The 25615-nt window shown below is 65.8% G+C and carries 27 protein-coding genes and 1 tRNA gene; 17 read left to right on the top strand and 11 right to left on the bottom strand.

All coding sequences use genetic code 11. From position 1 onward, the window contains the following. Positions 1 to 431: 431 nt before the first annotated feature. Positions 432 to 521 (bottom strand) — tRNA-Ser (locus JAO75_RS13555). 206 nt (positions 522 to 727) lie between these two features. Between JAO75_RS13555 and JAO75_RS13550 the strand changes: the two genes are divergently transcribed. After that, entirely contained in the window at positions 728 to 1048 is a 321-nt protein-coding gene (locus JAO75_RS13550) for a PetM family of cytochrome b6f complex subunit 7 (RefSeq protein WP_199049670.1), read from the top strand. A gap of 86 nt (positions 1049 to 1134) precedes the next feature. Next, a complete protein-coding gene (gene msrA, locus JAO75_RS13545; RefSeq protein WP_199049669.1) occupies positions 1135 to 1794 on the top strand; it encodes a peptide-methionine (S)-S-oxide reductase MsrA in 660 nt (219 codons plus the stop codon). 66 nt (positions 1795 to 1860) lie between these two features. On the opposite strand, the gene mepA is transcribed toward msrA, so the two are convergent. After that, positions 1861 to 2781, bottom strand: a complete 921-nt coding sequence (gene mepA / locus JAO75_RS13540; protein WP_199049668.1) for a penicillin-insensitive murein endopeptidase — start codon at positions 2779 to 2781, stop codon at positions 1861 to 1863. Between the two features lie 106 nt (positions 2782 to 2887). Next, positions 2888 to 4048 (bottom strand): SDR family oxidoreductase, encoded by a 1161-nt coding sequence (locus JAO75_RS13535; RefSeq protein WP_199049667.1) that lies wholly within the window; start codon positions 4046 to 4048, stop codon positions 2888 to 2890. Positions 4049 to 4236: 188 nt separating this feature from the next. On the opposite strand from JAO75_RS13535, the gene JAO75_RS13530 reads away from it, so the two are divergent. Beyond that, positions 4237 to 4647 carry a PRC-barrel domain-containing protein gene (locus tag JAO75_RS13530; protein ID WP_183448450.1) on the top strand — a complete coding sequence of 137 codons (411 nt, stop codon included), beginning with the start codon at positions 4237 to 4239 and terminating at the stop codon, positions 4645 to 4647. 105 nt (positions 4648 to 4752) lie between these two features. On the opposite strand, the gene JAO75_RS25475 is transcribed toward JAO75_RS13530, so the two are convergent. Continuing rightward, positions 4753 to 5463, bottom strand: coding sequence for a histone H1-like repetitive region-containing protein (locus JAO75_RS25475; protein ID WP_425523187.1), 711 nt, complete (start codon positions 5461 to 5463; stop codon positions 4753 to 4755). A gap of 601 nt (positions 5464 to 6064) precedes the next feature. Between JAO75_RS25475 and JAO75_RS13520 the strand changes: the two genes are divergently transcribed. From JAO75_RS13520 to JAO75_RS13510, 3 genes are all read left to right on the top strand, one after another. Next, positions 6065 to 6997 (top strand): DMT family transporter, encoded by a 933-nt coding sequence (locus JAO75_RS13520; RefSeq protein ID WP_210340262.1) that lies wholly within the window; start codon positions 6065 to 6067, stop codon positions 6995 to 6997. Then, complete coding sequence (locus tag JAO75_RS13515) at positions 6994 to 8085, top strand: ATP-dependent DNA helicase (RefSeq protein ID WP_199049665.1); 1092 nt, start codon at positions 6994 to 6996, stop codon at positions 8083 to 8085. The genes JAO75_RS13520 and JAO75_RS13515 overlap by 4 nt, the downstream gene beginning before the upstream one ends. An 85-nt stretch (positions 8086 to 8170) precedes the next feature. Next, complete coding sequence (locus JAO75_RS13510; protein ID WP_199049664.1) at positions 8171 to 8344, top strand: DUF1328 domain-containing protein; 174 nt, start codon at positions 8171 to 8173, stop codon at positions 8342 to 8344. Positions 8345 to 8400: 56 nt separating this feature from the next. Here JAO75_RS13510 and JAO75_RS13505 read toward each other — a convergent pair whose 3' ends face one another. Further along, positions 8401 to 9234 carry a lytic murein transglycosylase gene (locus tag JAO75_RS13505; RefSeq protein ID WP_199049663.1) on the bottom strand — a complete coding sequence of 278 codons (834 nt, stop codon included), beginning with the start codon at positions 9232 to 9234 and terminating at the stop codon, positions 8401 to 8403. Between the two features lie 140 nt (positions 9235 to 9374). Between JAO75_RS13505 and JAO75_RS13500 the strand changes: the two genes are divergently transcribed. The 3 genes from JAO75_RS13500 to JAO75_RS13490 all read left to right on the top strand — a co-directional run bounded on the left by JAO75_RS13500 (position 9375) and on the right by JAO75_RS13490 (position 11354). Next, positions 9375 to 9995 (top strand): hypothetical protein, encoded by a 621-nt coding sequence (locus JAO75_RS13500; RefSeq protein ID WP_199049662.1) that lies wholly within the window; start codon positions 9375 to 9377, stop codon positions 9993 to 9995. Positions 9996 to 10080: 85 nt separating this feature from the next. After that, positions 10081 to 10506, top strand: a complete 426-nt coding sequence (gene arsC, locus JAO75_RS13495) for an arsenate reductase (glutaredoxin) (RefSeq protein ID WP_199049661.1) — start codon at positions 10081 to 10083, stop codon at positions 10504 to 10506. Between the two features lie 68 nt (positions 10507 to 10574). Next, positions 10575 to 11354 (top strand): SDR family oxidoreductase, encoded by a 780-nt coding sequence (locus JAO75_RS13490; RefSeq protein WP_199049660.1) that lies wholly within the window; start codon positions 10575 to 10577, stop codon positions 11352 to 11354. A gap of 19 nt (positions 11355 to 11373) precedes the next feature. Here the strand turns inward: JAO75_RS13490 and JAO75_RS13485 are convergent, their stop codons facing one another. After that, complete coding sequence (locus JAO75_RS13485; protein ID WP_199049659.1) at positions 11374 to 12609, bottom strand: MFS transporter; 1236 nt, start codon at positions 12607 to 12609, stop codon at positions 11374 to 11376. A gap of 340 nt (positions 12610 to 12949) precedes the next feature. Here JAO75_RS13485 and JAO75_RS13480 point away from each other — a divergent pair, with 340 nt between their 5' ends. The 3 genes from JAO75_RS13480 to arsB are packed head-to-tail and all read left to right on the top strand — an operon-like array spanning position 12950 to position 14909. Next, positions 12950 to 13306, top strand: a complete 357-nt coding sequence (locus JAO75_RS13480) for an ArsR/SmtB family transcription factor (protein ID WP_199049658.1) — start codon at positions 12950 to 12952, stop codon at positions 13304 to 13306. After that, the gene (locus JAO75_RS13475) at positions 13299 to 13826 is read left to right on the top strand and encodes an arsenate reductase ArsC (protein WP_199049657.1); all 528 of its coding nucleotides are present in this window, start codon (positions 13299 to 13301) and stop codon (positions 13824 to 13826) included. Before JAO75_RS13480 ends, JAO75_RS13475 begins: the two co-directional genes overlap by 8 nt. Before the next feature lie 24 nt (positions 13827 to 13850). Continuing rightward, complete coding sequence (gene arsB / locus JAO75_RS13470; RefSeq protein ID WP_199049677.1) at positions 13851 to 14909, top strand: ACR3 family arsenite efflux transporter; 1059 nt, start codon at positions 13851 to 13853, stop codon at positions 14907 to 14909. A 26-nt stretch (positions 14910 to 14935) separates the two neighbouring features. Here the strand turns inward: arsB and lepA are convergent, their stop codons facing one another. Then, entirely contained in the window at positions 14936 to 16741 is a 1806-nt protein-coding gene (lepA, locus tag JAO75_RS13465) for a translation elongation factor 4 (RefSeq protein WP_199049656.1), read from the bottom strand. Between the two features lie 111 nt (positions 16742 to 16852). Next, positions 16853 to 18331 (bottom strand): SulP family inorganic anion transporter, encoded by a 1479-nt coding sequence (locus JAO75_RS13460; protein WP_199049655.1) that lies wholly within the window; start codon positions 18329 to 18331, stop codon positions 16853 to 16855. Between the two features lie 336 nt (positions 18332 to 18667). On the opposite strand from JAO75_RS13460, the gene JAO75_RS13455 reads away from it, so the two are divergent. From JAO75_RS13455 to JAO75_RS13445, 3 genes are all read left to right on the top strand, one after another. After that, positions 18668 to 20041 carry an APC family permease gene (locus JAO75_RS13455; protein ID WP_199049654.1) on the top strand — a complete coding sequence of 458 codons (1374 nt, stop codon included), beginning with the start codon at positions 18668 to 18670 and terminating at the stop codon, positions 20039 to 20041. 143 nt (positions 20042 to 20184) lie between these two features. Beyond that, the gene (locus tag JAO75_RS13450) at positions 20185 to 21300 is read left to right on the top strand and encodes a hypothetical protein (protein WP_199049653.1); all 1116 of its coding nucleotides are present in this window, start codon (positions 20185 to 20187) and stop codon (positions 21298 to 21300) included. Between the two features lie 2 nt (positions 21301 to 21302). After that, positions 21303 to 21848, top strand: coding sequence for a c-type cytochrome (locus tag JAO75_RS13445; protein WP_199049652.1), 546 nt, complete (start codon positions 21303 to 21305; stop codon positions 21846 to 21848). 21 nt (positions 21849 to 21869) lie between these two features. Here JAO75_RS13445 and hrcA read toward each other — a convergent pair whose 3' ends face one another. After that, positions 21870 to 22934: a heat-inducible transcriptional repressor HrcA gene (hrcA, locus tag JAO75_RS13440; RefSeq protein WP_246742489.1), complete on the bottom strand. Its 1065-nt coding sequence runs from the start codon at positions 22932 to 22934 to the stop codon at positions 21870 to 21872. Positions 22935 to 22967: 33 nt separating this feature from the next. Further along, positions 22968 to 23552: a DUF421 domain-containing protein gene (locus tag JAO75_RS13435; RefSeq protein ID WP_199049650.1), complete on the bottom strand. Its 585-nt coding sequence runs from the start codon at positions 23550 to 23552 to the stop codon at positions 22968 to 22970. A 114-nt stretch (positions 23553 to 23666) separates the two neighbouring features. Between JAO75_RS13435 and rph the strand changes: the two genes are divergently transcribed. Beyond that, positions 23667 to 24380 carry a ribonuclease PH gene (gene rph / locus JAO75_RS13430; RefSeq protein WP_199049649.1) on the top strand — a complete coding sequence of 238 codons (714 nt, stop codon included), beginning with the start codon at positions 23667 to 23669 and terminating at the stop codon, positions 24378 to 24380. After that, positions 24377 to 25018, top strand: a complete 642-nt coding sequence (rdgB, locus tag JAO75_RS13425; protein ID WP_199049648.1) for an RdgB/HAM1 family non-canonical purine NTP pyrophosphatase — start codon at positions 24377 to 24379, stop codon at positions 25016 to 25018. Before rph ends, rdgB begins: the two co-directional genes overlap by 4 nt. Before the next feature lie 93 nt (positions 25019 to 25111). Here the strand turns inward: rdgB and JAO75_RS13420 are convergent, their stop codons facing one another. After that, a complete protein-coding gene (locus JAO75_RS13420) occupies positions 25112 to 25582 on the bottom strand; it encodes a DUF2852 domain-containing protein (protein ID WP_199049647.1) in 471 nt (156 codons plus the stop codon). Positions 25583 to 25615 lie beyond the last annotated feature (33 nt).

Below are 25615 nucleotides of genomic sequence, written 5' to 3'. Positions count from 1 at the left end.
TCGTAAAGCGTGTCTGGGGCATGGAGATCCTCCTGCTTCATACAAGAAGTGCTCTCCATTTTTCCGAAACAAGACCAAACAGGTCGAACACATGGCCGCACCGACCAGCCTTGCAGAAGCGTTCAACAAAGCCCTTGCCAATAGGGAGCCGTCCACACATGGCACTAAGCTGGCCTTAGCCATATTTCCGGTATCGAGTGGAATGCAGTCGTTGGTTCGAGGGAACACACGCGCACTTGCCTGTCACGCCACAACCGGACTGGGTTGTTTGCAAGCGGAGAAGAGAGGCGCAGTTGGGGTTGAAAGGCCCTTCTCCGAACCCCAGAGAGCGCTTGCCAGAAAATGGCTGCGTCAAAATTGGCACAAGAATTCGGGCATTAGCAGAAGGTGTGCCGAAGAGCATAATTCTGCTATTTCAGAGAGTTAGATAGTGGCGGAGGGAGCGGGATTCGAACCCGCGATACGGTTTCCCGTATACACACTTTCCAGGCGTGCGCCTTCAACCACTCGGCCACCCCTCCAGCGAGAGCCTTCTCGGCTCAGGAACCTTGGCCCGCCGGTTCGGCAGGCTGGTCAGGTTCTCCGCTTACGTCTGCGGAGCGCCCGTGTATCGCTAAACGTGGACAAAAGGCAAGACCGAACTTGTGACAAATCATCCGGAATCGCCTTTGCCATTGCGACAAAAGAGACTAGATAATCTCCCCTCTGTTTGGAGAGGTATCCTCCCTTGAAGTTTCTCGCGCGTAGCCTCGGCCTCCTGCTGATCGCGGCAGGGTTTGTCGGACTGGTCATTGATGGAACACGCTCCATCGTCAACAATGCTGTATCGTTTGCCCCCATCGGCAAGGTGGCCGGCGTCATCTTTCCTGGCAGCATGGCCGGCCTGGAAGGAGGCGTCGCGCAACCCAGCTCTCCGTGGCTGTGGGAGCCCATCGCCACTTACGGCCTTCAGCTGCCCGCCTCGTTGACCGGCTTCATCATCGGGGCGTTCCTTTTGTGGCTGGGCCAAAAGCCCCTGGAGCCCATCGGCTACTTGGCCGAGCGCTGAGGCCTTCACGGCAAGGTGACGCAAGCGGGCTCTCCCACTCGCCCGGAGCAGTGACTACATAAGCGGGGTCACGCGAGGAACCCCCCATGTTCAGCTTCCGCAAACGCATCGACCTGCCGACCGCCGCCGAGGCCCTGCCGGGCCGGTCCGGCGCGATCCCCACCGCCGAGCGGCACTTCGTCAACGGGCGCCCGCTGCTGCCGCCCTATCCGGACGGCATGGAGAAGGCCCTGTTCGGTCTCGGCTGCTTCTGGGGCGCCGAGCGCAAATTCTGGCAGCTGGGCGACGGCATCTGGGTCACCGCCGCGGGCTATGCTGCCGGCACCACCCCGAACCCCACCTACGAGGAGGTCTGTTCGGGCCTCACCGGCCATAACGAGGTGGTGCTCGTGGTTTTCGATCCTAAGACGATTTCCTACGAGGCCCTGCTGAAGACCTTCTGGGAGAACCACGACCCCACCCAGGGCATGCGCCAGGGCAACGATGTGGGCACCCAGTACCGGTCGGGCATCTACGTGTTCGACGAGAACCAGCGCCGGGCCGCCGAGACGTCCAAGGCGGCCTACGCCGAGGCGCTGGCCGCCAAGGGCTACGGGCCGGTCACCACCGAGATCCTGGACGCGGGTCCGTTCTACTTCGCCGAGGATTACCACCAGCAGTACCTGGCCAAGAATCCGAACGGCTATTGCGGCCTGGGCGGCACCGGGGTGTCCTGCCCCGTCGGCGTGGGCGTCGCGGCCGAATAGGCCGGTCCACTTATCTTGAGTCTTCAGAGCGGCTCGCCTCCGGCAGGGGGAGCCGCTCTTTTTGGTTCAGGGCCCGTCGGGCGCCTCGAGAACGCTGCGGCACTCGTTGGGCAGCTGCGCCATGGTCAGGGGCGGGCGCGGCTTGCCCGGCTTCGGGTTCAGCATCTGGGGCGTGAACCATCCTGCAAGCTCCGCGCCGCAGCCGTCGCCCCCGGGGGGCGGATCCTGGTCCGAGCACCCGGCACTGCCGGCCGGGCAGGCGAGGCGGATGTGGAAGTGATAGTTGTGGCCCCACATGGGCCGCACCTTGGTGAGCCAGCCGCGGTCCGCGCCCGCCTCGCGGCAGAGCGCCTTCTTGATGGCCGGGTTCACGAAGATCCGGGCGACGCTTCGTTCCTGCGCGGCAGCGCGGATGAGGGCGGTGTGCTGCGGCGTCCAGCGGTTGGGATCCACGTCGAGCCAGTCGTCGCGCACCATGTTGGTGGCCGACAGCTCCTCCCGCTCGGCCCGCGACAGGCGGCGGTCGGGCATGGGCGTGAGCCAGATATCCGCATCGAGGCCGATCTGGTGCGAGGCGTGGCCCGTGAGCATCGGCCCGCCGCGCGGCTGCGAGATGTCGCCCACGAGGATGCCCGGCCAGCCGTTGACGGAGGGAAGACGGGTGGCGAAGCGCTGCAGGAAGTCGATCAGCTGCGGGTGGCCCCAGTTGCGGTTGCGGGACAGGCGCATGACCTGCCAGTTTTCGCCGTCGAACGGGATGGCCGCCGCGCCGGCCACGCAGCCGCGGGCATAGCCGCCGATGGAGCGCGCGCGCAGGTCGGTCGGCGTGGTGCGGCGGCCGAAGAGTTCCTTGGCGGCCAGCTTCGGATCGCTCGGGTTGGCGAGCGGCGGCAGAGGCTTCGGGTTCAGGGTGCCCTTGTCCTGCGCGGCGGCGGAACCGCCGAGGACGAGGGCGAGCGCGAGAGCGGAGAAGCGAATCGGGTTCATGCCCAAAGGCTAACCCGCATGCCTTCACTTCGGAACGTGCTGGAGGCGGCCATCTTGTCGCTCTTTATGAGAAGGGCCGGATCGGCGATCCGGCCCTCTTGCGTCGTCAGTGCCGCGGTTGCGGACGGCCCTCATAGGGGCCGCGCTGGCTCACATGGCCCGGACCGAGGGTGCGCTTGTCGTGCCCGTTGCCGGTGCGCCGCATGGTGGGCTGGTAGCGCGGCGTCGGGCGCTTGACCTGGCGCCGGCGCCGGCCTCCACCGAGAGGCGGCATGAACAGCGCCGCGATCCCGGCCGCCACGCCGGCCAGGATGGTGGCCGTGACGAGGGGATGAAGCTGCGCCTCGAGCAGCAGGCTCGTCTTGCGCGGCTCGCCCGGAAGGGACGAGTACATGTCGCCGTCCTGGCGGGCCTGATAGAGGTTGTCGCGCATGCCGGGCCGCTCCGGCTGGTCGGTGGTCTGCGAGCCGTAGCCCGTCCACTCCATCGCCTTGTCCAAGAGGCGCGGGGCCACCTTGCCCATGGCGCCGATCACCCAGCCGCCGAACCCGACGGTGATCTCGCGCCGCTGGTTCTCGGCCGAGAAAGCAATCGCCTTCGCCACCAGATGCGGATCGTAGGCCGGCGGCGGAACGGCGTTGTTGTGGTCGAGGTAGTTGCGGGCGTGCTCGACATAAGGCGTGTCGATGGAGGAGGGCTTGATCAGCGTGATCGCAATCGGAGCGCCCTGGTTCTCCAGCTCCATGCGCAGGCCGTCGGTGAAGGCCTTCACCGCATGCTTGGAGGCGGAGTACTGGGTCTGCAGGATCATGGTCCGCTCGGACAGGACGCTGCCCACATTGATGATGGTGCCGCCGCGGCGGCGCAGGTGGTCGGCGGCGATCATGGAGCCGTTCACGACGCCCCAATAGTTGACGTCGAAGAGCTGCCGCTGATCCTCCATGGGGATCTCGGTGAGGGCACCGTACAGGGCCACGGCTGCATCGTTCACCCAGGTGTCGAAGCCGCCGAAGGTGTCGATGGCCGTGCGCGCCACGCGCTCCAGATCCTCCCGCTTGCTGACATCCGCCGCCACCGCAACGGCGCGGGTGCGGCCTTGGCTGAGCTCGTCGGCGATCTTGCGCAGAGCCTCCTCGTTGCGGGCCACGAGAACGAGGCCTCTGGCGCCGCGCTCGGCGAACAGGTGCGCTGTTGCAAGTCCGATGCCGCTGGATGCGCCGGTGATGACGACCACCTGCTCCTCGACCGGCTTCTGGCGAACCGCCATGGCAATCTCCTTCATGTCCTCATGTTTCTGGAAGCGTTGATCAACGTGAGGGCGGTAAGGGGGTTCCTACGGCAGCGCTTCGGTCCGGGCCTGAGCCTTGGAAAGCCTTGAGAAGCGGGGCGGGGGATCGGAACCGGGTTTTCGACCCGAGCGTTGCCTTAGGATCTCACACACGAAGGAGCGAGATGATGCAGACGACGGCACAGAGCGGTGACGTTCGCGAAACCCACAGCCTGATCGCCAGCGACAAGGTCGAGGGAACGCCGGTCCGCCGCTCGGACGGTGAGAAGATCGGGACGATCGAGCGCGTGATGATCGAGAAGCGGTCCGGCAAGGTGGCCTATGCGGTCATGAGCTTCGGCGGCTTCATGGGTCTCGGCGAGGAATACTACACCCTTCCCTGGGGTGTCCTGAAGTACAACACGGAGCTGGATGCCTACGAGCTGAACCTCAACGAGGATCAGCTGCGCGGCGCTCCCCGGCGCAGCGCGGAAGGGCACGATGCCTCCTACGACCGGGAATGGGAGGAGCATGTCCACCGCTACTACAACGCCACCCCCTACTGGGGCGCCAGCGACCCGATGAGCACGGGCCGGTAGCCCGGTCCAACCTGAAAAAGAAATCGCCCGGCTTTCACCGGGCGATTTTTTATGCGCATGCGCCGGACGATAGGGAAGCCTATCCCGGCGCGTGCGGCATGCGTCTTAGCGCTTCGACTTCGACGGGCTCTTGCGGGCGCTCGACGAGCGGGAGCCGGACGAACGCTTGGCCACTTTGCCCGACTTCTTCGTGGAAGAGGTCCGGCTGGTGGAGGCGGCAGCGCGCTTGGGCGCCGACTTGGAGCCGCTGCGCGACTTGGAGGCCGAGCTGCGGGACGAGGACTTCACCGCGCCGCGGCTGGAGCTGCGCGAAGCCGTCTTCTTGGCCGAGGAGCGCGATGCGCCCGAGCGAGCCGACGAGGACTTGCGGGAAGCCGACGAGCTCGACTTGGCCGAAGCCTTCTTGGCGGTCGACTTCTTGGGAGCCGTCTTCTTGGCAGTGGTCTTCTTTGCCGCTGTCTTCTTAGCGGTGGTCTTCTTGGCTGTGGTCTTCTTGGCCGCCGACTTTGCAGAGGACTTCGCCGAGGTCTTCTTGGCGGCAGTCTTCTTGGCGGTGGTCTTCTTTGCAGCCGTCTTCTTGGCTGTGGTCTTCTTCGCCGTAGCCTTCTTGGCGCCGGACTTGGCAGAGGACTTCGAGGCCGACTTCGCGGTCGACTTCGCAGCCGTCTTCTTGGCCGTCGTCTTCTTGGCGCCCGAGCTCTTCGAGCCGGACTTCTTGGCGCTGGACTTCTTGGCGCTGGACGAGCCGCTGCGAGAGCTGCTCTTCTTCGCGGTCTTCTTGGTGCTGGTCGCACCGGTGTCACCCGTGAACAGCATCGTCAGCGGGTTCTTGGTATCTGTCGGCATTGCCGCCTCCTTCAAGGGCCTTCGCGTGCAACCGTCACGCTTGCAAGGCAACGTCGTTATACCAAGGGGGTTCCGAATAACGGAAAGTGTAGACAGTAGAGCGCGCACTTTTTCTGTGGATATGTTGCTCGACGATGCTCTCTTCACTTGCCGGTGCAAGACTCAATATCGGTTGCGAGATGAGGCAGTTAGCGTCTCTTCCTGAGAGGCCGCGGCATGCGCGATCGTATCGGAAGGCTGTCGTATGCTGTCTGAAAAATCTCTAAATTTCAATGGCTTGCATGATGTTGAAAGTTGATATGACTCAACGTGCGAGTATTCGAACATCTTCAGGAACGTTCAACATCGCGGTGCCGACCTCCCCACTCGGAGAGGGATGATCGGCGTCTTTCACGACTCCGATAACGCGCTCCGACACGGCTCGAAAAAATCGTCTCTCCGGCATGACATGCGGCATGGGAGCGACAGTTCGAGTCAAGAATCACGTTCGACGACCTGTCGCTCGACACGTCGTGTGCCGACCTGACGACAATCGCTCATGCGCGTCTTGGTCGCTGGAGGCATCGTGTCGATGAAGGCTTCACGCGACGGAAGCGGCAGGGTAAGCGGAAGGGGCATTCACATCGTCCGGTCCATCGTGCCCCAACGCCGCATCCTTGCCGTCGTCCTCTGGATGAGCGGCGCACTCCTTTCCTTCTCGGCAACGGCCATCGCCGTGCGCGCGCTCGCAGCCAGCTTCTCGATCTTCGAGATGCTGGCGGTTCGTAACGCGGCCGGAGTCCTGATCCTGCTTGGACTTGCGCTCTTCAAACCGGCGCTCAGGCCGGGCCTGAAGCCGCGGCGCTTCCGTCTCCATCTCGCGCGCAACGTCCTGCATTTCGCCGGCACGGACGGATGGGCTTTCGGCCTCACGCTCCTGCCGCTCGCAACGGTCTTCGCGCTCGAGTTCACCACGCCGGCCTGGGTGGCGCTGCTGGCGATTCCGCTGCTCAAGGAGAAGATGACGCGAGGACGATTGGTGGCCGTGATCCTTGGCTTCATCGGCATTCTCGTGATCCTGCGGCCTGGCCTGGAATCCTTGCAGCCGGCCAGTTTCCTGATGCTCGGCGTGGCCTTCAGCTTCGCTCTCGTGGCCATCATGACCAAGCGCCTCACGATGACCGAGAGCACCTTCTCGATCCTGTTCTTCATGAACCTGCTGCAGCTGCCCATGAACCTCGCGGGCGTGAGCCGGGCCTTCTGGCTCGAGGTGCAGTCGGCGCATGTGCTGCCCTTGGTCGGCATCTCGCTCGGCGGCCTGCTGGCGCATTATTGCCTGACCAACGCCTACCGTCAGGGCGATGCCACGATGGTCGTGCCCCTGGACTTCATGCGCATCCCGCTCATCGCCTTCGTCGGCTGGCAGTTCTATGGCGAGCCGCTCGATCCCTTTGTTTTCCTCGGAAGCTTCTGCATCATCGTGGGTCTTCTCTATTCCCTTCACCGTGAGGCACGAACCGCATGACCTGGTCGCCGCAACAGGACGCCGCCCTGAAAGCCGTCGCCGAATGGCTGCGCCGCGGCGACCGTCCGGTGTTTCGCCTGTTCGGCTATGCCGGCACCGGCAAGACGACTCTCGCCAAGCACATCGCCGAGCACGTGGACGGCGAGGTGGCCTTCGGCGCCTATACGGGCAAGGCGGCGCTCGTGCTGCGCACGAAGGGCTGCGCGGATGCCTCCACGATTCATTCGATGATCTACCGCTCGCGGGAGTCGGACGAGAACGGCCCGCAATTCGTCATCAACCGCCAGAGCCCGGCCTCGAAAGCCGACCTCATCATCATCGACGAATGCTCTATGGTGGACGAGGAGCTGGGGCGCGATCTCCTGTCCTTTGGTCAGCCGGTTCTCGTGCTCGGCGACCCGGCGCAGCTGCCGCCGGTCAAGGGCGGCGGCTTCTTCACGGAAGGGGAGCCCGACATGATGCTCACGGAGGTGCATCGCCAGGCCAAGGACAACCCGATCATCCATCTCTCGATGACGGTACGCGAGGGCGGGCGCCTCGAGGCGGGCACCTATGGTGACAGCCGCATCATCCGCCGCCGCGAGATCGATGCGGCCGCCGTCATGGCGGCCGATCAGGTGCTGGTCGGCCTCAACAAGACGCGGCGCCTCTACAACACGCGCCTGCGCGAATTGAACGGCTACCGCGATCCCATGCCGGCCGCGGGCGAGAAGCTCGTCTGCCTGCGCAACGACAAGATCAAGGGGCTGCTCAACGGCGGCACCTGGAGCATCCAGGCCCTGCGCGGCATCCGCAACGACTTCATCCGCATGGACGTGCTGCCCGACGACGATCCCCGTCGCCGGTCCGTGGAGGTGGCCGTGCACAAGGCTTTCTTCGAGGGCACGGAGGAGGAGGTGCCGTTCGTCCTGCGCAAGGAGTCGGACGAGTTCACCTATGGCTACGCACTGACCGTGCACAAGGCGCAAGGCTCGCAGTGGGACGATCTCGTGCTCTTCGACGAGTCCTATGCCTTCCGCGAGCACCGCAGCCGCTGGCTCTACACGGCCCTGACCCGGGCCGCCGAGAAGATCACCGTGGTGATCTAGAGGGCGGCTTCGCCCCGCATTCGGAACCCGATCAAGCTTGAGCGCTTATGCTTAAGCTGAACACCTAGAACCAGGGGTTGCCGCCATGCTCAAATGGGCTCTGATCTTTCTCGTCATCTCTCTCGTGGCCGGAGCGCTCGGCTTCACGGGGGTAGCCTCCGGGGCCCGCAGCATCGCCAAGGTCCTGTTCGGCATCTTCCTGCTGATCTTCGTGATCTTCATCCTGCTGGCCTGGGGCGCGGGCGAGCTGATCTTCTAGAATCCTGTCCGACCGCGAAGAAAAAGGCGGGCCTCAAGCCCGCCGGTTCCAGAGCCTCACTGGCCCGCGAAGGCCGAGGTGTCCTCGCCCGCGAGCTTCTTCGCATAATAGGCGATGGTCTTCGCGTAGACCTGTGACTTGTTCCAGGCCCGGATCGCCTCGAAGTTCGGCGTGCCGGGCTCCCAGTCGGCGCCCTTCACCCAGCCATGGCCTCTCAGATAATTGGCTGTCGAGGCGAGCACGTCCGCCGGGCTGCGCAGGAGGTCGGCGCGGCCGTCGCCGTCAAAGTCAGTGGCGTATTTGACATAGGACGACGGCATGAACTGGGTCTGTCCCATCTCGCCCGCCCAGGCGCCGCGCATGTCGGCCGGAGACAGGTCGCCCCTGTCGACGATCCTCAGCGCATCGAAGAGATGAGCCTTGAAGAAGTCGGAGCGACGGCAATCGTAGGCCAGCGTCGCCACCGAGCGGATCACCGGCAGCTTGCCGCGCACCGCGCCGAAATCGGTCTCGAGCCCCCAGATCGCCACGAGCACGGGAGCCGGCACGCCGAAGCGCTGCTCGATGCGGGCGAGCGTTCCTGCATGCCGCTTCAGCATGTTGGCGCCGCCCCTGAGGCGGGATTGAGACACCATGCGGCCTGCGAACTGTTCGAAGCTCTGCTTGAACACGCCCTGGCCGCGATCCTTCTTGATCACGCTCTGGTCGAAGGTGACGCCGGACAGGCCCTGCCGGACGGCCTGGGGCGAGATGCCCTGCGCCACCGCTTCCTGACCGATATCGTCGAGCCACTTCTCGAACCCTGCCGGATCACGGCAGGTGGCGGCGCTCGCCTGGCCTGCCGCGAGCAGGGTCGCCGCGACGAGTGAGGCGCGTATGAAGGCCTGCATGAAGTCTCTCCAGGTTCGTTCCGTTCCTGAGCGAGGTAGGGCTCATCATCCGCAACTCAAGATCATCGGACTCTCAGGCAACCGGTGCTGTTCCGGCGCGTTGCCATGAAGATGAAGGAGCCTTCCGGCAGGAGGATCGTGTGCGCAGCGTCAAATCCTGGGGAGCATGGATGTGCCAGGCCACGGTTATGGTCGTGCTCACTGTCGCCTTCGACGTGCATGCCGCGAACGGACCGCTCGATCAGCCGCTGATGAGCAAGCCCGTTCAGGTGCGCTTCGATGGCATGACGCGGCAGACATCGGTCACCGGCGAGGTTCCGAGCGGCCTCTGCTTCTCCTTCTCGCTTCCGGAGGAATGGCGCCTCACCGCGCAGGGCGTGAAGTCTGCTCTCTCGGATGTGGAGATCGGTGTCAGCCTTCGCTCCGCCGCGGAACTCCGCGACATGCCGCAGCCCGATCTCGCGAGCCGCGATGCGGCCTTTCTCCAGCGGGACTACGAGGAGCTTCTCGGACGCCCGGCGCAGTCCGTCTCCCTGTCCTCCCAAGGCGGCGCCAAGCGCTGGTCGGCCACCTGGATCGACGCCAACCTGCCGACGGCATCCCGGGCCATGACGGTCGAAACCCTCATCGTGCCTCTCTCGAATGAATGGGTGCTCGAGCTGTCGCTCTCCGGCATCGACACGAAGGATGCCTACGACTCACTCGCGCAGCGCCTGCTGGCCCGGCTGAAGGTGCAGGGCAGGGCGTCCTGCCAAGGCTGATGCCCGATTGATGGTTTCGCGATTCGCCGCTAGCCATGGAGGGCGACCGGCACGAGCGGGAATCGCGCGAGAACAGGGCCCCATCATGGACGTGATCATCTACCACAATCCCCAATGCGGCACCTCCCGCAATACGCTTGCGATGATCCGCAACGCAGGCATCGAGCCGCACATCGTCGAATACCTCAAATGCCCGCCGACGCGCCTGCTCCTGCGCCAGCTCATCGGGCGCATGGGGGTGAGCGTCCGCGACGTGATTCGCGAGAAGGGGACGCCCTATCAGGAGCTCGGGCTCGGCGATCCGTCCCTCACTGACGACCGGCTGCTCGACGCCATGATCGAGCACCCGGTCCTGATCAACAGGCCCATCGTGGTCACGCCGCTCGGCGTCAGGCTCTGCCGCCCGTCGGAAGCGGTGCTCGACATCCTGCCGCCGCAGCAGGGCGAGTTCGTCAAGGAGGACGGCGAGCCGGTGGTCGATGCGTCCGGGCGGCGCGTCGGCATCGCCTGACAATCGGGAACAAGCCGGCGCTCCTCCGGTTCAGGGACAGGACGATCCCGTCACCGGAGGAACGGCACATGGAGCTTCAAGGCAAGGTCGCGCTCGTCACGGGCGCAGGGTCCGGCATCGGCAAGGCGGCGGCTTTGCGCCTCGCCCGCGAGGGCGCCATGGTGGGCGTGCTGAGCCACACCGACGACGAGATCCGCAAGACCGCGCAGGAGATCGAGCAGGCCGGCGGCAAGGCCATTCCGCTTGTCGCAGACGTAGGCGACGACGCTCAGATGAAGAAGGCCGTGGCCGACCTCGTGCAGACCTACGGCCGTCTCGACATCGTCTTCGCCAATGCGGGCATCAACGGCGTCTGGGCGCCCATCGACGAGCTGCAGCCGGAGGAATGGGACCGCACCGTCAAGACGAACCTGCGCGGCACCTACCTGACCATCCACTACGCGGTGCCGCACCTGAAGAAGGCCGGCGGCTCCATCGTCGTCACCGCCTCCATCAACGGCACGCGCACCTTCACGAGCGCGGGCGCCACGGCCTATTCCGCCACCAAGGCCGCCCAGGTGGCGATGACCCAGATGCTGGCCGTGGAACTCGCCAAGCACAAGATCCGCGTGAATGCCGTCTGCCCCGGCAGGATCGGCACGCAAATCACGGACAACACCGACAAGCGCAACACGGAGGAGGCCGAAGTTCCCGCCGAGTACCCGGAGGGCCCGATCCCGCTGACGGGCGAGGAGCCGGGCACGAGCGAGGAGGTGGCGGAGCTCGTGCTCTTCCTTGCTTCCGAGCGCGCGCGGCACATCACCGGCACGCCGGTCTGGATCGACGGCGCGCAGTCGTTGCTGGTTTAAGCGCAGTGAGCTGGGGGCGCTAATGCGCCTCCAGCCGCGTTCCCACGGGAACGGTGGGCTCCGGCACGAAGGTCTCCTTCTCCTCCGTGGGCGGCGCGGCGCGCTGGATGCTGCGATAGGCGCCCCAGATCGCCATGAGCAGCTGGGCGAAGACGAAGACGTAGACGAGTCCCAAACGTCCGAACTCCGTCATGGCCGCACCTGCGATCACGGGCCCGACGGCGGCGCCTACGCCCAGCAGGATCAGGAGGCCGCCGGCCGCAGCCACGAACTCGCCGGGCTTCACCATGTCGTTCACATGCGCCGTGACGATGCTGTAGGTCGGGATCACGCTGCCGCCGAAGATCGCCACATAGACGAAGAGCAGCCAGACCGGCACGGTGAGCGGCACGACGTGGATGAGCACGAGCAGGATCGAGGCCGCCATGGCGGCTGTTCCCATGATCACATGGCGGCGATCCATGCGGTCGGAAAGCCACCCCAAAGGCCATGTGGTCACAAAGCCGCCGAGCGTGCCGCAGGCCATGAAGATTGCAATTTCCGTGGTGTTCAGGCCCCGCTCCTGCGCCCAGATCGGGCCGAGCGCGAAGAAGGAGCTGGTGGTGATGCCGCACAGAACCGCTGCCACCACGCCGAAAGGTGACTGCTGGTAGAGCTGCATCAGGTTGATCTTCTTGCCGCTCACCGCATGGGCCGGGGCGGAGGCCCGCGATAGGGCGGTGGGCACGAGCGCGAGAGAGATGAGAATGGCCACGAAGCAGAACAGCCGGAACCCGTGCGGATCGCCCGCAGGCAGGAGCATCTGGCCGCCGATGCCGGCGATCAGGCCCGTCATGCCGTAGAAACCCAAGACCTGTCCGCGCGTCTGCGCCGTCACGGAGGCATTGAGCCAGCTCTCGACGACGATGTACATTCCCGCGAAGCAGAAGCCCGTGACCGCCCGCGCGGCGAACCACACGCCCGGGCCGATCACCAGCAGGTGGAGCAGAACCGCCGATGCGGCCACGGCCGCCAGGGCCGAGAACGCACGCGTGTGCCCCACTTGATGGATCACCCGTCCGGCCCAAAGCGATCCAATGACGATGCCGACCCAGAAGGCCGCAGCCACGGCGCCGATCTCGGTGGGTGTGAACTGCTCGATGCTCCCGCGCACGCTGAGCAGCGTGCCCTGCAGGGTATTGCCCACCTGCATGAGGGCGTAGCCGAGGAGAAGGGCAAAGAGGGTCGGCAGGGTGGTCCGCAGGGGCGAAGTCATGGCTCTCCTCGTGAAGCGAGATCCTGTGGTGCGGATGTGCGGCGCATGGGAGCCCGGCCTCCTCGATTTCGGCCTGTGGACGTGCGGAAGCCCGGGGTCGCAGGATCCCGTTGAGCGGCCAATGACAGTGGAGAGACCAAGCCCTGTGCCTTGGTTGAACTCGGGCTATCGAATCGGGTTCCCGGCGGCAAAGGCGGGCGTGACGCTGGAGCCGCGGCGCTTCGTTCCGGCAAGGCGCCAGGAAGCTCGGGGCCACAAGGCTTTGAGCCTGCAAGGCGCACCCCGAAACCGAATAACAAAAAGTTTGCTTCGCAGATTATAATTCTATAAGTCTGGAATTATGGAATCAGAAGCCGTCATCCTCGCCCTTGCGGCCCTTGCCCAGTCGACCCGCCTCGACGTGTTCCGTCTGCTCGTCAGCCGGGAGCCCGCTGGGGTTCCGGCAGGCGAGATCGCCCGCGAGCTGGCGGTGCCCGCCAACACCATGTCGGCGCACCTCTCGGTGCTCACGCGGGCGGGGCTCGTCCGCTCGGAGCGCCGCAGCCGCTCGATCATCTACCGGGCGGACCTGGAGCATTTCCGCTCGGTCGCGACCTTCCTGCTGAAGGATTGCTGCGGCGGCAGGCCGGAGGTCTGCGCGCCGCTGGTTGCCGATCTCACCCCCTGCTGTCCGCCCAAGGAGCCGGCCCATGGCTGAGCCTGTCTACAACGTTCTGTTCCTCTGCACGGGCAACACCGCCCGCTCGGTCCTGGCCGAAGGCATCCTGCGAAAGGATGGCGCGGGGCGCTTCCGCGCCTTTTCGGCCGGCAGCCAGCCGAAAGGGAAGGTCAATCCCTTCGCCCTGAAGGTGCTGGAGGCCTATGGCTATCCCGCCCAGGGCTACCGCTCCAAGAACTGGGACGAGTTCACCGGACCCGGCGCTCCGCAGATGGACTTCATCTTCACCGTCTGCGACAGCGCGGCCGGCGAAGCCTGCCCGGTCTGGCCGGGGCATCCGGCGACGGCCCATTGGGGCATCGAGGATCCGGCTGCGGTCGAGGGCTCCGACATGGAGAAGGAGCGCGCCTTCGTGCAGGCCTTCAAGTATCTCCACAACCGGATCGAGCTGTTCCTGAACCTGCCGCTCGACCGGCTCGATGGGGCCGCGCTCCACCACCGGCTGGGCGAGATCGGGCGCACCGAAGGTGCCACGTCCGCCCGCCTCGACGTCGCCTGATCCTCACCGTTCCGGAGCAACCGCATATCCGTGTTCGAGCGCTATCTCACGCTCTGGGTGACCCTGTGCATCGTGGCCGGCATTGCCCTCGGCTCGATGATGCCGAGTGTCTTCCAGGCCATTGGCGCGGCCGAGATCGCCAGCGTCAACCTGCCGGTCGCCGTCCTGATCTGGCTCATGATCATCCCCATGCTGCTGAAGATCGACTTCGGTGCTCTGGGCGAGGTCCGCAGCCAGTGGCGCGGCATCGGCATCACCCTCCTGGTGAACTGGGCCTTCAAGCCGTTCCTGATGGCGGTACTCGGCTGGATCTTCGTCGGCACCCTGTTCCGCTCCTGGCTGCCGGAGGCGCAGATCGACAGCTACATCGCGGGCCTGATCCTTCTCGGTGCGGCCCCCTGCACCGCCATGGTGTTCGTCTGGAGCCACCTGTGCAGCGGCGAGCCACGCTTCACGATCAGCCAGGTCGCCCTCAATGATGTGGTGATGGTGTTTGCCTTCGCGCCCATCGTGGCGCTCCTGCTCGGGCTCTCCGCCATCACCGTGCCTTGGGACACGCTGCTCCTGTCGGTGGGGCTCTACATCGTCGTGCCGGTGGTCATCGCCTACGCGGTGCGCCGCCACCTGCTCGCCTCGGGTGGCGAGCCCGCGCTCCAGGCGCTGCTGGGGCGCATCCAGCCCCTGTCGCTTGCGGCGCTGCTGGCGACCCTCATCCTGCTCTTCGCCTTCCAGGGCGGCCAGATCCTGAGCCAGCCGCTCATCATCGCGATCCTGGCCGTGCCGATCATGTTGCAGGCCTACCTGACATTCGGGTTCGCCTACTGGCTCAACCGGGTCAGCGGCGAGGCGCACTGCGTCGCCGGACCTTCGGCCCTGATCGGGGCGAGCAACTTCTTCGAGCTCGCGGTGGCGACCGCCATCAGCCTGTTCGGGTTCGAGTCCGGCGCGGCGCTTGCAACCGTCGTGGGCGTGCTCGTCGAGGTTCCGGTGATGCTGTCGCTCGTGAAGATCGTGAACCGCAGCCAGGGCTGGTACGAGCGCGGTCGCACCCGATCCGAGGCTCCCGCGACGGCGGCTGAATAAAAAAGAGGGCCTCGGGGCCCTCTTTTTTACGTATCCATCTTCAGCGCGGCGATGAAGGCTTCCTGCGGGATGTCGACCTTGCCGAACTGGCGCATCCGCTTCTTGCCTTCCTTCTGCTTGTCGAGCAGCTTGCGCTTGCGGGAGGCGTCGCCGCCGTAGCACTTGGCGGTCACGTCCTTGCGCAGGGCCCGGATGGTTTCGCGGGCGATGATCTTGCCGCCGATGGCCGCCTGGACCGGGATCTGGAACATGTGCGGCGGGATCAGTTCTTTCAGCTTCTCGCACATGGCGCGGCCCCGGCCCTCGGCCCGGTCGCGGTGGACCAACATGGAGAGCGCATCCACCGGCTCCGCATTGACGAGCACCGACATCTTCACGAGGTCACCCTCGCGGTAGTCGGAGATATGGTAGTCGAAGGAGGCGTAGCCCTTCGAGATCGACTTCAGGCGGTCGTAGAAGTCGAACACCACCTCGTTGAGCGGCAGGTCGTAGACCACCATGGCGCGCTTGCCGACATAGTTCAGGTCGATCTGCACGCCGCGCCGCTCCTGGCACAGCTTCAGCACCGAGCCGAGATAGTCGTCGGGCGTGAGGATCGTCGCGCGGATCCACGGCTCCTCGATGGTCTCGATCTTCATCACGTCCGGCATGTCGGCCGGGTTATGCAGCTCGATGGTAGAGCCGTCGCGCAGCTTCAGGTGATAGACCACGCTTGGTGCGGTGGAGATCAGGTCGAGGTTGAACTCGCGCTCCAGGCGCTCCTGGATGATCTCCAGATGCAGCAGGCCGAGGAAGCCGCAGCGGAAGCCGAAGCCGAGCGCCGCCGAGGTCTCCATCTCGTACGAGAAGCTCGCATCGTTCAGGCGAAGCTTGCCCATGGCGGCGCGCAGGTTCTCGAACTCGGCCGCATCGACCGGGAAGAGGCCGCAGAACACCACCGGCTGCACGGGCTTGAAGCCGGGCAGGGCCTGTGCCGTGGGCTTGCGCTCGTCCGTGATGGTGTCGCCGACGCGGGTGTCGGCCACTTCCTTGATCGAGGCGGTGAAGAATCCGACCTCGCCCGGGCCGAGCACGGCCATTTCCTGCATCTTCGGCGAGAACACGCCGACGCGGTCGAGGCTGTAGGTGGCGCCGGTGCCCATCATCCGGATGGTCGAGCCCTTCTTCATGGACCCGTCGATGATGCGGACCAGAACCACCACGCCGAGATAGGCGTCGTACCAGGAATCGACCAGCAGGGCCTTGAGCGGCGCGTCCGGGTCGCCCTTCGGCGGCGGCAGCTTCTGGACGATGGCCTCCAGCACGCCCTCGATGTTGAGGCCGGTCTTGGCCGAGATCGGCACGGCCTCGGAGGCGTCGATGCCGATCACCTCCTCGATCTGCTCCTTGATCCGGTCCGGATCGGCGGCGGGCAGGTCGATCTTGTTGAGAACCGGGACAATCTCGTGGTTGGCGTCGATGGCCTGGTAGACGTTGGCGAGCGTCTGCGCCTCCACGCCCTGGGAGGCGTCGACCACCAGCAGCGAGCCCTCGCAGGCAGCGAGCGAGCGCGAGACCTCGTAGGCGAAGTCCACGTGGCCGGGGGTGTCCATGAGGTTCAGGATATAGGTCTTGCCGTCCTGCGCCTTGTATTCCAGGCGCACGGTCTGCGCCTTGATGGTGATCCCGCGCTCGCGCTCGATATCCATGTTGTCGAGCACCTGCTCCGTCATCTCACGGGCGGTCAGCGCCCCGGTGGTCTGGATCAGGCGGTCGGCCAGCGTGGACTTGCCGTGGTCGATATGGGCCACGATGGAGAAGTTGCGGATGTTGTCGAAGGTGCGAGCGGTCATCAGTAAACTCTGGCGGGTGTGAAACCCTGTTGGCCGGGCAATAGCAGCCCGGCCCCCTTATGCCAAGGGAAGGCGGTGTCGCGTGGCCGCTTTCCAGGGTCCCAAACGCCCTCAGTGCCCAACCGAGAGGCTGGCCCCCTCCTTCTGGTGGGTGCCCAGCTTGTCGACCAGGGTGGCGCTCGCCTGGTTGAGGCCCACGATCTCCACCGGAATATCGTGATGGCGGAACTTCAGGACCACCCGGTCCAGGGCATTGATGCCGGTGATGTCCCAGAAATGGGAGCTGCGGACATCGATGACCACCTGTTTCAGATCCTCCTCACGGAAGTCGAAGGCGCTGTGGAAGGCCTCGGCCGTGGCGAAGAAGATCTCGCCGTTCACCCGGTAGGTCCGCACGTCGCCCTCGCGCTCCGAGGTGACGGTGAAGAACTTGGCGACCTTGCGGGCAAAGAAGATGCCGCTGAGGATCACGCCTACCAGCACGCCCTTGGCGAGGTCATGGGTGAACACCACCACCGCGACGGTGGCCAGCATGACGATGCTGGAGCTCTTCGGGTAGAGGCGCATGGTCAGGATCGAGCCCCACTGGAAGGTGTTGATCGACACCATGATCATCACCGCCACCAGGGCCGCCATGGGGATCTGGCGCACCCAGTCGTCGAGGACGAGGATGAGGAAGAGCAGGAAGGCGCCGGCCCAGAGGGTTGAGAGCCGCCCGCGCCCACCGGACGAGACGTTGATCACCGACTGGCCGATCATGGCGCAGCCCGCCATGCCGCCGAACAGGCCGGCCACGATGTTGGCAAGGCCCTGACCGCCGCATTCCCGGTTCTTGGAGCTGTCCGTATCCGTCATCTCGTCCAGGATGGCCGCGGTCATGAGGGATTCGAGCAGGCCCACCATGGTAAGCGTGAGCGAGTAGGGCAGGATGATCTGCAGGGTTTCCAGGGTCAGCGGCACGTCTGGCAGGGCGAACGCCGGCAGGTCGCTCGGCAGCTGGCCCATGTCGCCGACGGTGCGCAGGTCGAAGCCGAACCAGATCGACACCACCGTCAGCAGCACGATGGTGACGAGCGCGGAGGGGACGACCTTCGTCACCATAGGCAGGAGGTAGATGATGGCGAGGCCTGCCGCGACCATGCCGTACATGAGGGGTCCCTGACCCACGAACTCAGGCAGCTGCGCCATGAAGATCAGGATGGCGAGCGCGTTGACGAAGCCCGTCACCACCGAGCGGGAGACGAAGCGCATCAGGTCGCCGAGCCGCAGGAGGCCGGCCACGATCTGAAGCGCGCCGGTCAGAAGCGTGGCGGCGAGCAGGTATTGCAGGCCGTGCTCCTTCACGAGCGTGACCATGACGAGGGCCATGGCCCCGGTGGCGGCGGAGATCATGCCGGGGCGCCCGCCCGCGATGGCGGTGACGACGGCGATGCAGAAGGAGGCGTAGAGGCCGACCTTCGGGTCGACGCCGGCGATGATCGAGAAGGCGATGGCCTCCGGGATCAGGGCGAGCGCCACCACGGTGCCGGCGAGAAGATCGCGGGGCACGTTGGGAAACCACTCGGACTTGAGGCGGGAGAGATGCGTCATGTCAAAAGTCTCGTGAGCCCTGCTGGCGAGGGCATGCTGGGCCGCGGGCAAAAAGCCTTGCCGTAGGGCAGGAGCGGCCGTGGGCGCTGAAAATTGGCAAACAGGTTCGGGAGCGCGGCAAGGCGCCGATGCGCCGCGCTACGGCGGGGTCATCGTGAAGGTCTTCGCGGGGAAGCTGTCATGAACCATGCCCCTCCTTAACAGCATGATCCTGTATTGCAACCTTTCCACCCGGGATCAGGGCATGTTCCAGGCGCATGCAGGGAGCCGGATAGGTTCGAAATCCTGCTCCTGTGCGCTATTCTGTGGCTCACACATCATGCTCCCGAGGCGGCGATGGCAGGAAGTTCGGCCCTCTCAGATGCTCCGCAGGATGCCGGCGCCGGCAGCCGCCCCGAGCTTCACCGGACCATCGGCCCTTTCCAGATGGCGCTCTACGGTCTGGGCAGCATGCTGGGCTCCGGGGTCTACGGCCTCATCGGGCAGGCGGCTGGGCAGGTGGGGAATGCGGTCTGGCTCGCCTTTCTGGTGGCCCTGGTGGTGGCTCTGCTGACGGCGCTCTCCTACGCCTCGCTCGGCTCGCGCTATCCGCGGGCAGGAGGAGCGGCCTACATCTCGGAGCGGGCCTACCGTTCGCCACTCATCGGCTTCGTGGTGGGCCTGGCGGTGGCCTGTTCGTCGCTCACCTCGGTGGCCACCCAGTCACGCGTCTTCGCGGCCAATCTCGCCACGCTCACGGGCGGCGGCGAGTCCATGGCGACATGGCTGGCGGTGGGCTTTCTGCTGCTGCTCACCGGGCTGGTGCTGCGCGGAATCCGGGAATCCATGTGGGTCAACGTGCTCTGCACCTGCATCGAAGCGGGCGGGCTGCTGCTCGTGGTGGCGGTGGGTATCAGCTACTGGGGCAGCGTCGACCTGTTCGAGACGCCGCCCCCCGGAGAGGCGGCGAGCGACGTGATGATGCTCCTCGTGCTCCAGGGGGCGGTGCTCACCTTCTTCGCCTTCATCGGCTTCGAGGACACGATCAACGTGGCCGAGGAGTGCCGCGATCCGCAGCGCACCATTCCCATCGGGTTGATCGCCGCCATGGCGATGGCGGCCGTGATCTACGTGGCCGTGGCCATCACGGCCGTCTCGGTGCTGCCCTGGCGCGAGCTCGCGGCGGCGCCGGGTCCGCTGACGGCCGTGATGGAGCGGGCGGCTCCCTGGCTGCCGCCCATCGTCTACACGGCCATCACCCTGTTCGCCGTGGCCAATACGGCGCTCGTCAATTACGTGACCGCCTCGCGGCTGGCCTATGGCATGTCGCACCAGGGCCTGCTGCCCTCCTGGCTCGGCCGGGTCCATGCCACCCGGCGCACGCCGCATCTGGCGATCATCGCGTTGTTCGTCGTCGTGACTCCGCTCGCCCTCATCGGCACCATCGGCCAACTCGCGGCCGCCACCGTGCTGCTTCTGCTCCTCGTCTTCGCGCTCATGAACGGAGCGCTGGTGCTGCTGAAGAACCGGCAAGGAGAGCCGCACGGACGCTTCGAGATCCCTGTCTTCCTGCCGATCCTCGGCTGCCTCGTCTGCGCGGGTCTCGTGATCGTGCGCGTCACCACCGGCGACTGGCGCGCACCGGCGCTCGCGGGCGGCATGCTGGCGGGGATCCTCCTGCTCTATGCGCTGTTCCGGCCCAAGGCGGACCGCCTCGGCCCGAACCCCTGATCCCTTTCGAGACGAGAGCCGTCCGAAGGGCCACCCCAGAAGAGTTTTAGGAGTACGACGCGCAGGTGCGTAGGATCACCGCGGTCTTGGAAAGACAGGCGTATTCATCGGCATGCGTTCATCCTGCAAGAAGGAAGACGTGCATGGCCAAGGTGATTGTCACCACCCCGCTGTTGCGGTCCGTTCAGGGCCGTTGCTCGGCCGTCATCGGTACGATGCTGGTTCTGTCTTTCGTCCTGTTCACCAACGTGCCGGCGATTCCGCAGCCCGCAACGGCGATTCCGCCGTCGACGCTCCAGGAAACCGGCCTCTATGCCGATCCGGATACGCTGCAGGTCGATCCCGCGCATCTTGCCTTCGCGCCCCAATATCCCCTGTGGAGCGACGGCGCCGCCAAGCGCCGCTGGATCTCGCTGCCGCCGGGCACGGCCATCGACGGTTCCGATCCGGAGGCGTGGGTCTTCCCGGTGGGCACGCGCTTCTGGAAGGAGTTTTCCTTCAATGGTCAGCGGGTCGAGACGCGCTATCTCGAGCGCAAAGCCGATGGGCAGTGGCTCTACGCTGCCTATGCCTGGAGCGCGGATGGCCGCGAGGCGCAACTGGTGTCACCGCGCGGCAAGCGTGGCGCCTATCCGCTCGCCGGCGGACGCTCGCATGTGATTCCGGGCGTCGCCGACTGCAAGGCCTGCCACCAGGGCGGCCCGTCCGAGGTTCTGGGCTTCGGCACCCTGCAACTGTCGCCGGAGCGCGATCCCGGCGCTCCGCATGCGGAGCTTCGACCCGCACCGGATGTGGACCTCAGGTATCTTGTCGACAGAGGCTTGCTGGTCGGCCTACCCAAGGCCCTGCTCGATGCGCCACCTCGGATCGCGGCGGCAACGGCAACGGAGCGCGCCGCTCTCGGCTACATGCACGCCAATTGCGGCCATTGCCACAACGAGCGCGGCTCGTTGCAGAGCATCGCGCTGTTCCTGCGCCACAATGCTGAAACCTCGAACGAGCCCGCGCTTGCGAGCACCGTTGGCCAGCCCGTGAGGAAACCGGCACCCGGGCAATCGCCGGATGCCGTGCTGCGCGTGGATCCGGGGCATCCCGACCGCAGCGGTGTGATGCAGCGGATCTCCTCCCGCTACCCTGCCTTGCAGATGCCGCCGCTCGGAACCGAGCTGATCGACGATGAGGCCGTGCGTCTGCTCGAGCGCTGGATCGCCGAGAAAGGCGCTTCCATCCAACAAGCCTCTGCACATGAAGGGAGATGAATATGCACCGCGCCCTACCGTTGATGGTGACGATCGCCTTGCTGGCGCCCATTCCGGCGCCCGCTCAGGACAGCGCCGCAGGCGCGCAGGTGAAGCGCGGCGAGTACCTGGTGTCGATTGCGGGCTGCCACGATTGCCATACGCCCTGGATGATGGGCTCTGCCGGTCCGGAGCCCGACATGAAACGGGCCTTGTCGGGTCACCCGCAGGATCTGGCGATCTCCGCACCGGCCACCCTCTCGGCACCTTGGAATGGCGCCATGAATCCGACCTCGACAGCCTGGTCCGGCCCCTGGGGCGTCAGCTTCTCGGCCAATCTCACGTCGGATCCTGAAACCGGCGTGCTGCGGGATTTCACCGAGCAGCAGTTCATCCAGACCATCCGCACGGGCCGTCACCAGGGCCAGGGCCGGCAGATCCTGCCGCCAATGCCCTGGCCGGCCTACGCCAACATGACGGACGACGACCTGAAGGCGGTCTTCGCCTATCTTCGCCAGGTTCCCCCAGTGAAGAACAAGGTGCCGGATCCGCTTCCGTCGAAGCCGTGATCGAGGCGATGGACGGGGCTCCTAACGCCCCTTCTCCAGAATGCGCGAGATCACCTTGGCCGTGTAGTCCACCATCGGGACGATGCGGGCATAGTTGAGCCGCGTCGGGCCGATGACGCCGAGAACGCCGACGATCTTCTGGCTGCCGTCCCGGAACGGGGCGGCGATCATCGAGGAGCCTGAGAGCGAGAACAGCTTGTTCTCCGAGCCGATGAAGATGCGCACCCCTTCGCCGCCCTCGGCGCGGCTCAGGAGGTCGATCACGTCGGTCTGCGTTTCGAGATCGGAGAAGAGCAGGCGGATGCGCTCGAGGTCTTCCGCCGCCTTCAGGTCGTCCAGCAGATTGGCCTGGCCGCGCACGATGAGCTGGCGGGATTCCGCCGGCCCCACCGTGGTGGCGAGCCCCGCTTCCACCAGCCGGGCGGTCAGCGTATCGAGGTCGCGCTCCATGTCGCTGCGGCGGGCCTGGATCTCGCGCTTGATGTCGCCGAGCGTCTTGCCCTGGATGCGGGCGTTCAGAAAATTGCCGGCCTCCACGAGGGCCCCGGCGGGAAGGCCCGCGGGCAGGTCGAGGAGGCGGTTTTCCACCGATCCGTCCTCGGAGACCAGCACCACCAGGGCGCGGGTCGGGTCGAGGCGCACGAATTCGATGTGCTTGAGCCGCGCATTGGACTTGGAGGTCACCACCACGCCCGCGCCGCGCGAGACGCCGGAGAGCAGGGCCGAGGCCTCGGCCAGCGCCGTCTCCATGGTGTGACCCGAGGCAGCGGCCCGCATCTGCGCCTCGATGCGCGCGCGCTCGTCGGAGGTGACATCGCCGATCTCCATCATGGCATCGACGAAGAAGCGCAGGCCCGTCTCGGTCGGCAGGCGCCCGGCGCTGGTATGGGGAGCGAAGATCAGGCCCGCTGCTTCCAGGTCCGCCATCACGTTGCGGATCGAGGCCGGCGAGAGGGGCATCGGCAGGATGCGCGACAGGTGGCGCGAGCCCACCGGCTCGCCTGTGATCAGGTAGCTCTCGACGATCTGGCGGAAGATCTCGCGGGAACGGTCGTTCAGCTCCGCGATGGCGCGGGGATCATTCATGAGGGCAGAATAACCTGGCACATGCATCGGAGGTCATGAGGCGTCGAGGGGTTTTCCTGTGGCATCGTCATTATGTGACGATGCTTGAGCGTGAAGGCAAGTGCGCCCGAAGCCCTGAACCGTCTTGAGGGCCGCGTCGGAGGGTTGCGGATCGTTCCCCGTGATGATGCTGATCGTGCCGTCGGTCTCCAGAACGATCGCTCCCACGTCCTCGAGCCGCGCATGCCCGTCGGCGCGCACGGCAGCCAGCACCTCCTCACGGGAGAGGCGCTGCGACTGGAGCGCGCTTTCCAGAAACCGGCCGCGATGGACGAGCAGGGTCGGCTCGGACTTGATGAGTTCCTGGAACCGCTCGGAGCGAACCGACAGCCAGGAGATCGCATATTGCAGGCCGATCAGCAGCGCGAGGGCCAGGATCCCCTCGGCCAGGGCGACGGAATTGCTGAGAAGGATGGTGGCCAGGGTCGAGCCGATCGCGACCGTGACCACGAAGTCGAAGGCGTTGAACTTGGCGAGTGTCCGCTTGCCCGAGATCCGCAGAAGGATGACGAGGGCGATGTAAGCCAGCGTGCCGACCACGAGAACGCGCCACAACCCGAACCAGCCTTGAAAGAACATATCGGCTTCCTCCCGCCTCGCTAATGCCCGGAGAGGGCGATGGTTCGGGCCCGGCCCGCCTTGCCGTTGCGGTCCAGGGCCTCTATGAGCATCAAAACCTTAGGAGACAACGACATGCGCCCATCCAACCGTGCCCCCGACGAAATGCGGCCCGTCACCCTGGAGCGCGGGGTCGCGCGCTATGCGGAAGGCTCCTGCCTCGTCTCGTTCGGTAACACGAAGGTGATCTGCACGGCCTCGCTGGAGGAGAAGGGCCCGCCGTGGCTGCGCGGCACGGGCAAGGGCTGGGTGACGGCGGAATATTCCATGCTGCCGCGCGCCACCCACGAGCGCACCCGGCGCGAGGTCAATTCCGGCAAGCCGTCGGGCCGCACCCAGGAAATCCAGCGCCTCATCGGCCGGAGCTTGCGCGCCGTGGTCAACCTGCCGGCCATCGGCGAGCGGCAGATCGTGGTCGATTGCGACGTGATCCAGGCCGACGGCGGCACGCGCACGGCCTCCATCACGGGCGCCTGGGTGGCCCTGCACGAGTGCTTCACCTGGATGCAGAGCCGCTCGATCATTTCGATCAATCCCCTGCGCGAGCCCGTCGCCGCCATCTCCTGCGGCATCTACAAGGGCACCCCGGTGCTCGACCTCGACTACGCGGAGGACTCGGCCGCCGAGACGGATTCGAATTTCGTGATCACGGGCTCCGGCGGCATCGTCGAGGTGCAGGGTACGGCCGAGGGCAAGCCCTTCACCGAGGACGAATTCCTGAACCTGCTCCGCCTCGCCAAGGCCGGCGTGGCGCAGCTCGTGGACCTGCAGAAGAAGGCTGTGGCATGAGCCTGCATCGCGCTCTCACCGGCAGGGTCGTCATCGCCACCCACAATGCGGGCAAGCTGCGCGAGATGCAGGAGCTGCTCGCCCCTTTCGGCATCGAGGCCGTGTCGGCGGGCGCGCTCGGCCTGCCCGTGCCGGACGAGACCGGCCACATGTTCGCCGAGAACGCCGCCATCAAGGCCCATGCGGCCGCCAAGGCCACGGGCCTGCCGGCGCTCTCCGACGATTCGGGGCTCTGCGTCGATGCGCTCGACGGCGCGCCAGGCCTGTTCACAGCCGACTGGGCCGGCCCGAACAAGGATTTCTATGCCGCCATGGAGCGGGTCATGCGCGAGCTGGAGAAGCGCGAGGCCCCCGACCGGCGGGCGCATTTCGTCTCCGCCCTGGTCATCGCCTGGCCGGACGGGCACGAGGAGCTGTTCGAGGGCCGCGTCTTCGGCCAGGTGGTCTGGCCGCCGCGCGGCGACAAGGGCTTTGGCTACGACCCCATGTTCCAGCCGGACGGCTTCGCCGAGACCTTCGGCGAGATCTCCTCGGACGAGAAGCACGGCATCGACTGGTCGAAGCCCCAGCCCTCGGGTCTCTCCCACCGCGCGCGGGCTTTCGTGAAGCTTGCGGCCGGGTGTCTGCACAGGGTGTGATACGCTTATCGTCATGGCCGGGACAAGCCCGGCCATGACGAAGAACGTGTCATCGAAAAAGAAAAGAGCGCCCCGAAGGGCGCTCTTGCTGCTTTAGGCGTTGGTCGGGCCGTTGCCGCGGCGCTTGGCCATGTAGGCGTCGAACTCCTCGCGGTCCTTGGCGCGCTTCAGCTCCTCGACGAAGTTGCGGAAGTCGCGGGCCTCCTCGTCGAGCTTGCGGCGCTCTTCCTCGAGACGCTCCAGCTCGCTGCGGCGATAGTCGTCGAAAGCCGCATTGCCGGTGCTGGCGAAGCCGCCGAAGCCGGTCGGGCCGCGGAAGAGGTCATCCTTGGCACGGCCGAAGGTCTGGTTCAGGAAGGCCTTGGCCTCGTCGTATTTCGGATATCCACACATTTTCCACACCAGGTAGGCCAGCGCGAGCGGCCAGACGAAGATGAAGCCCAGAATGATGCCGGCGATCTCCAGACCGCGGCCGGGCTTGCGCCCGCAGCGGCGGTTGGTCCGGTTTTCCCACGGCCCCGCATGCGGGCCCGCGTTCCAGGCGGCGGAGGCAGAATCTGACATCGAAAGGGTCCTATGTTAATGCTAACAACATTA

This window comes from Microvirga splendida, from assembly GCF_016427565.1.
GTDB classification, from domain to species: Bacteria; Pseudomonadota; Alphaproteobacteria; order Rhizobiales; family Beijerinckiaceae; genus Microvirga; species Microvirga splendida.
The sequence above is the reverse complement of the archived record's forward strand: the minus strand, read 5'-3'. Positions and strand labels throughout refer to the sequence as shown.

Coding starts and splice junctions, on each gene's coding strand:
- msrA (WP_199049669.1), top strand. CDS start 1,135: ATGTTCAGCTTCCGCAAACGCATCGACCTGCCGACCGCCGCCGAGGCC.
- mepA (WP_199049668.1), bottom strand. CDS start 2,781: ATGAACCCGATTCGCTTCTCCGCTCTCGCGCTCGCCCTCGTCCTCGGC.
- JAO75_RS13535 (WP_199049667.1), bottom strand. CDS start 4,048: ATGGCGGTTCGCCAGAAGCCGGTCGAGGAGCAGGTGGTCGTCATCACC.
- JAO75_RS13530 (WP_183448450.1), top strand. CDS start 4,237: ATGCAGACGACGGCACAGAGCGGTGACGTTCGCGAAACCCACAGCCTG.
- JAO75_RS25475 (WP_425523187.1), bottom strand. CDS start 5,463: ATGCTGTTCACGGGTGACACCGGTGCGACCAGCACCAAGAAGACCGCG.
- JAO75_RS13520 (WP_210340262.1), top strand. CDS start 6,065: ATGAAGGCTTCACGCGACGGAAGCGGCAGGGTAAGCGGAAGGGGCATT.
- JAO75_RS13515 (WP_199049665.1), top strand. CDS start 6,994: ATGACCTGGTCGCCGCAACAGGACGCCGCCCTGAAAGCCGTCGCCGAA.
- JAO75_RS13510 (WP_199049664.1), top strand. CDS start 8,171: ATGCTCAAATGGGCTCTGATCTTTCTCGTCATCTCTCTCGTGGCCGGA.
- JAO75_RS13505 (WP_199049663.1), bottom strand. CDS start 9,234: ATGCAGGCCTTCATACGCGCCTCACTCGTCGCGGCGACCCTGCTCGCG.
- arsC (WP_199049661.1), top strand. CDS start 10,081: ATGGACGTGATCATCTACCACAATCCCCAATGCGGCACCTCCCGCAAT.
- JAO75_RS13490 (WP_199049660.1), top strand. CDS start 10,575: ATGGAGCTTCAAGGCAAGGTCGCGCTCGTCACGGGCGCAGGGTCCGGC.
- JAO75_RS13485 (WP_199049659.1), bottom strand. CDS start 12,609: ATGACTTCGCCCCTGCGGACCACCCTGCCGACCCTCTTTGCCCTTCTC.
- JAO75_RS13480 (WP_199049658.1), top strand. CDS start 12,950: ATGGAATCAGAAGCCGTCATCCTCGCCCTTGCGGCCCTTGCCCAGTCG.
- JAO75_RS13475 (WP_199049657.1), top strand. CDS start 13,299: ATGGCTGAGCCTGTCTACAACGTTCTGTTCCTCTGCACGGGCAACACC.
- lepA (WP_199049656.1), bottom strand. CDS start 16,741: ATGACCGCTCGCACCTTCGACAACATCCGCAACTTCTCCATCGTGGCC.
- JAO75_RS13460 (WP_199049655.1), bottom strand. CDS start 18,331: ATGACGCATCTCTCCCGCCTCAAGTCCGAGTGGTTTCCCAACGTGCCC.
- JAO75_RS13455 (WP_199049654.1), top strand. CDS start 18,668: ATGGCAGGAAGTTCGGCCCTCTCAGATGCTCCGCAGGATGCCGGCGCC.
- JAO75_RS13450 (WP_199049653.1), top strand. CDS start 20,185: ATGGCCAAGGTGATTGTCACCACCCCGCTGTTGCGGTCCGTTCAGGGC.
- JAO75_RS13445 (WP_199049652.1), top strand. CDS start 21,303: ATGCACCGCGCCCTACCGTTGATGGTGACGATCGCCTTGCTGGCGCCC.
- hrcA (WP_246742489.1), bottom strand. CDS start 22,934: ATGAATGATCCCCGCGCCATCGCGGAGCTGAACGACCGTTCCCGCGAG.
- JAO75_RS13435 (WP_199049650.1), bottom strand. CDS start 23,552: ATGTTCTTTCAAGGCTGGTTCGGGTTGTGGCGCGTTCTCGTGGTCGGC.
- rph (WP_199049649.1), top strand. CDS start 23,667: ATGCGCCCATCCAACCGTGCCCCCGACGAAATGCGGCCCGTCACCCTG.
- rdgB (WP_199049648.1), top strand. CDS start 24,377: ATGAGCCTGCATCGCGCTCTCACCGGCAGGGTCGTCATCGCCACCCAC.
- JAO75_RS13420 (WP_199049647.1), bottom strand. CDS start 25,582: ATGTCAGATTCTGCCTCCGCCGCCTGGAACGCGGGCCCGCATGCGGGG.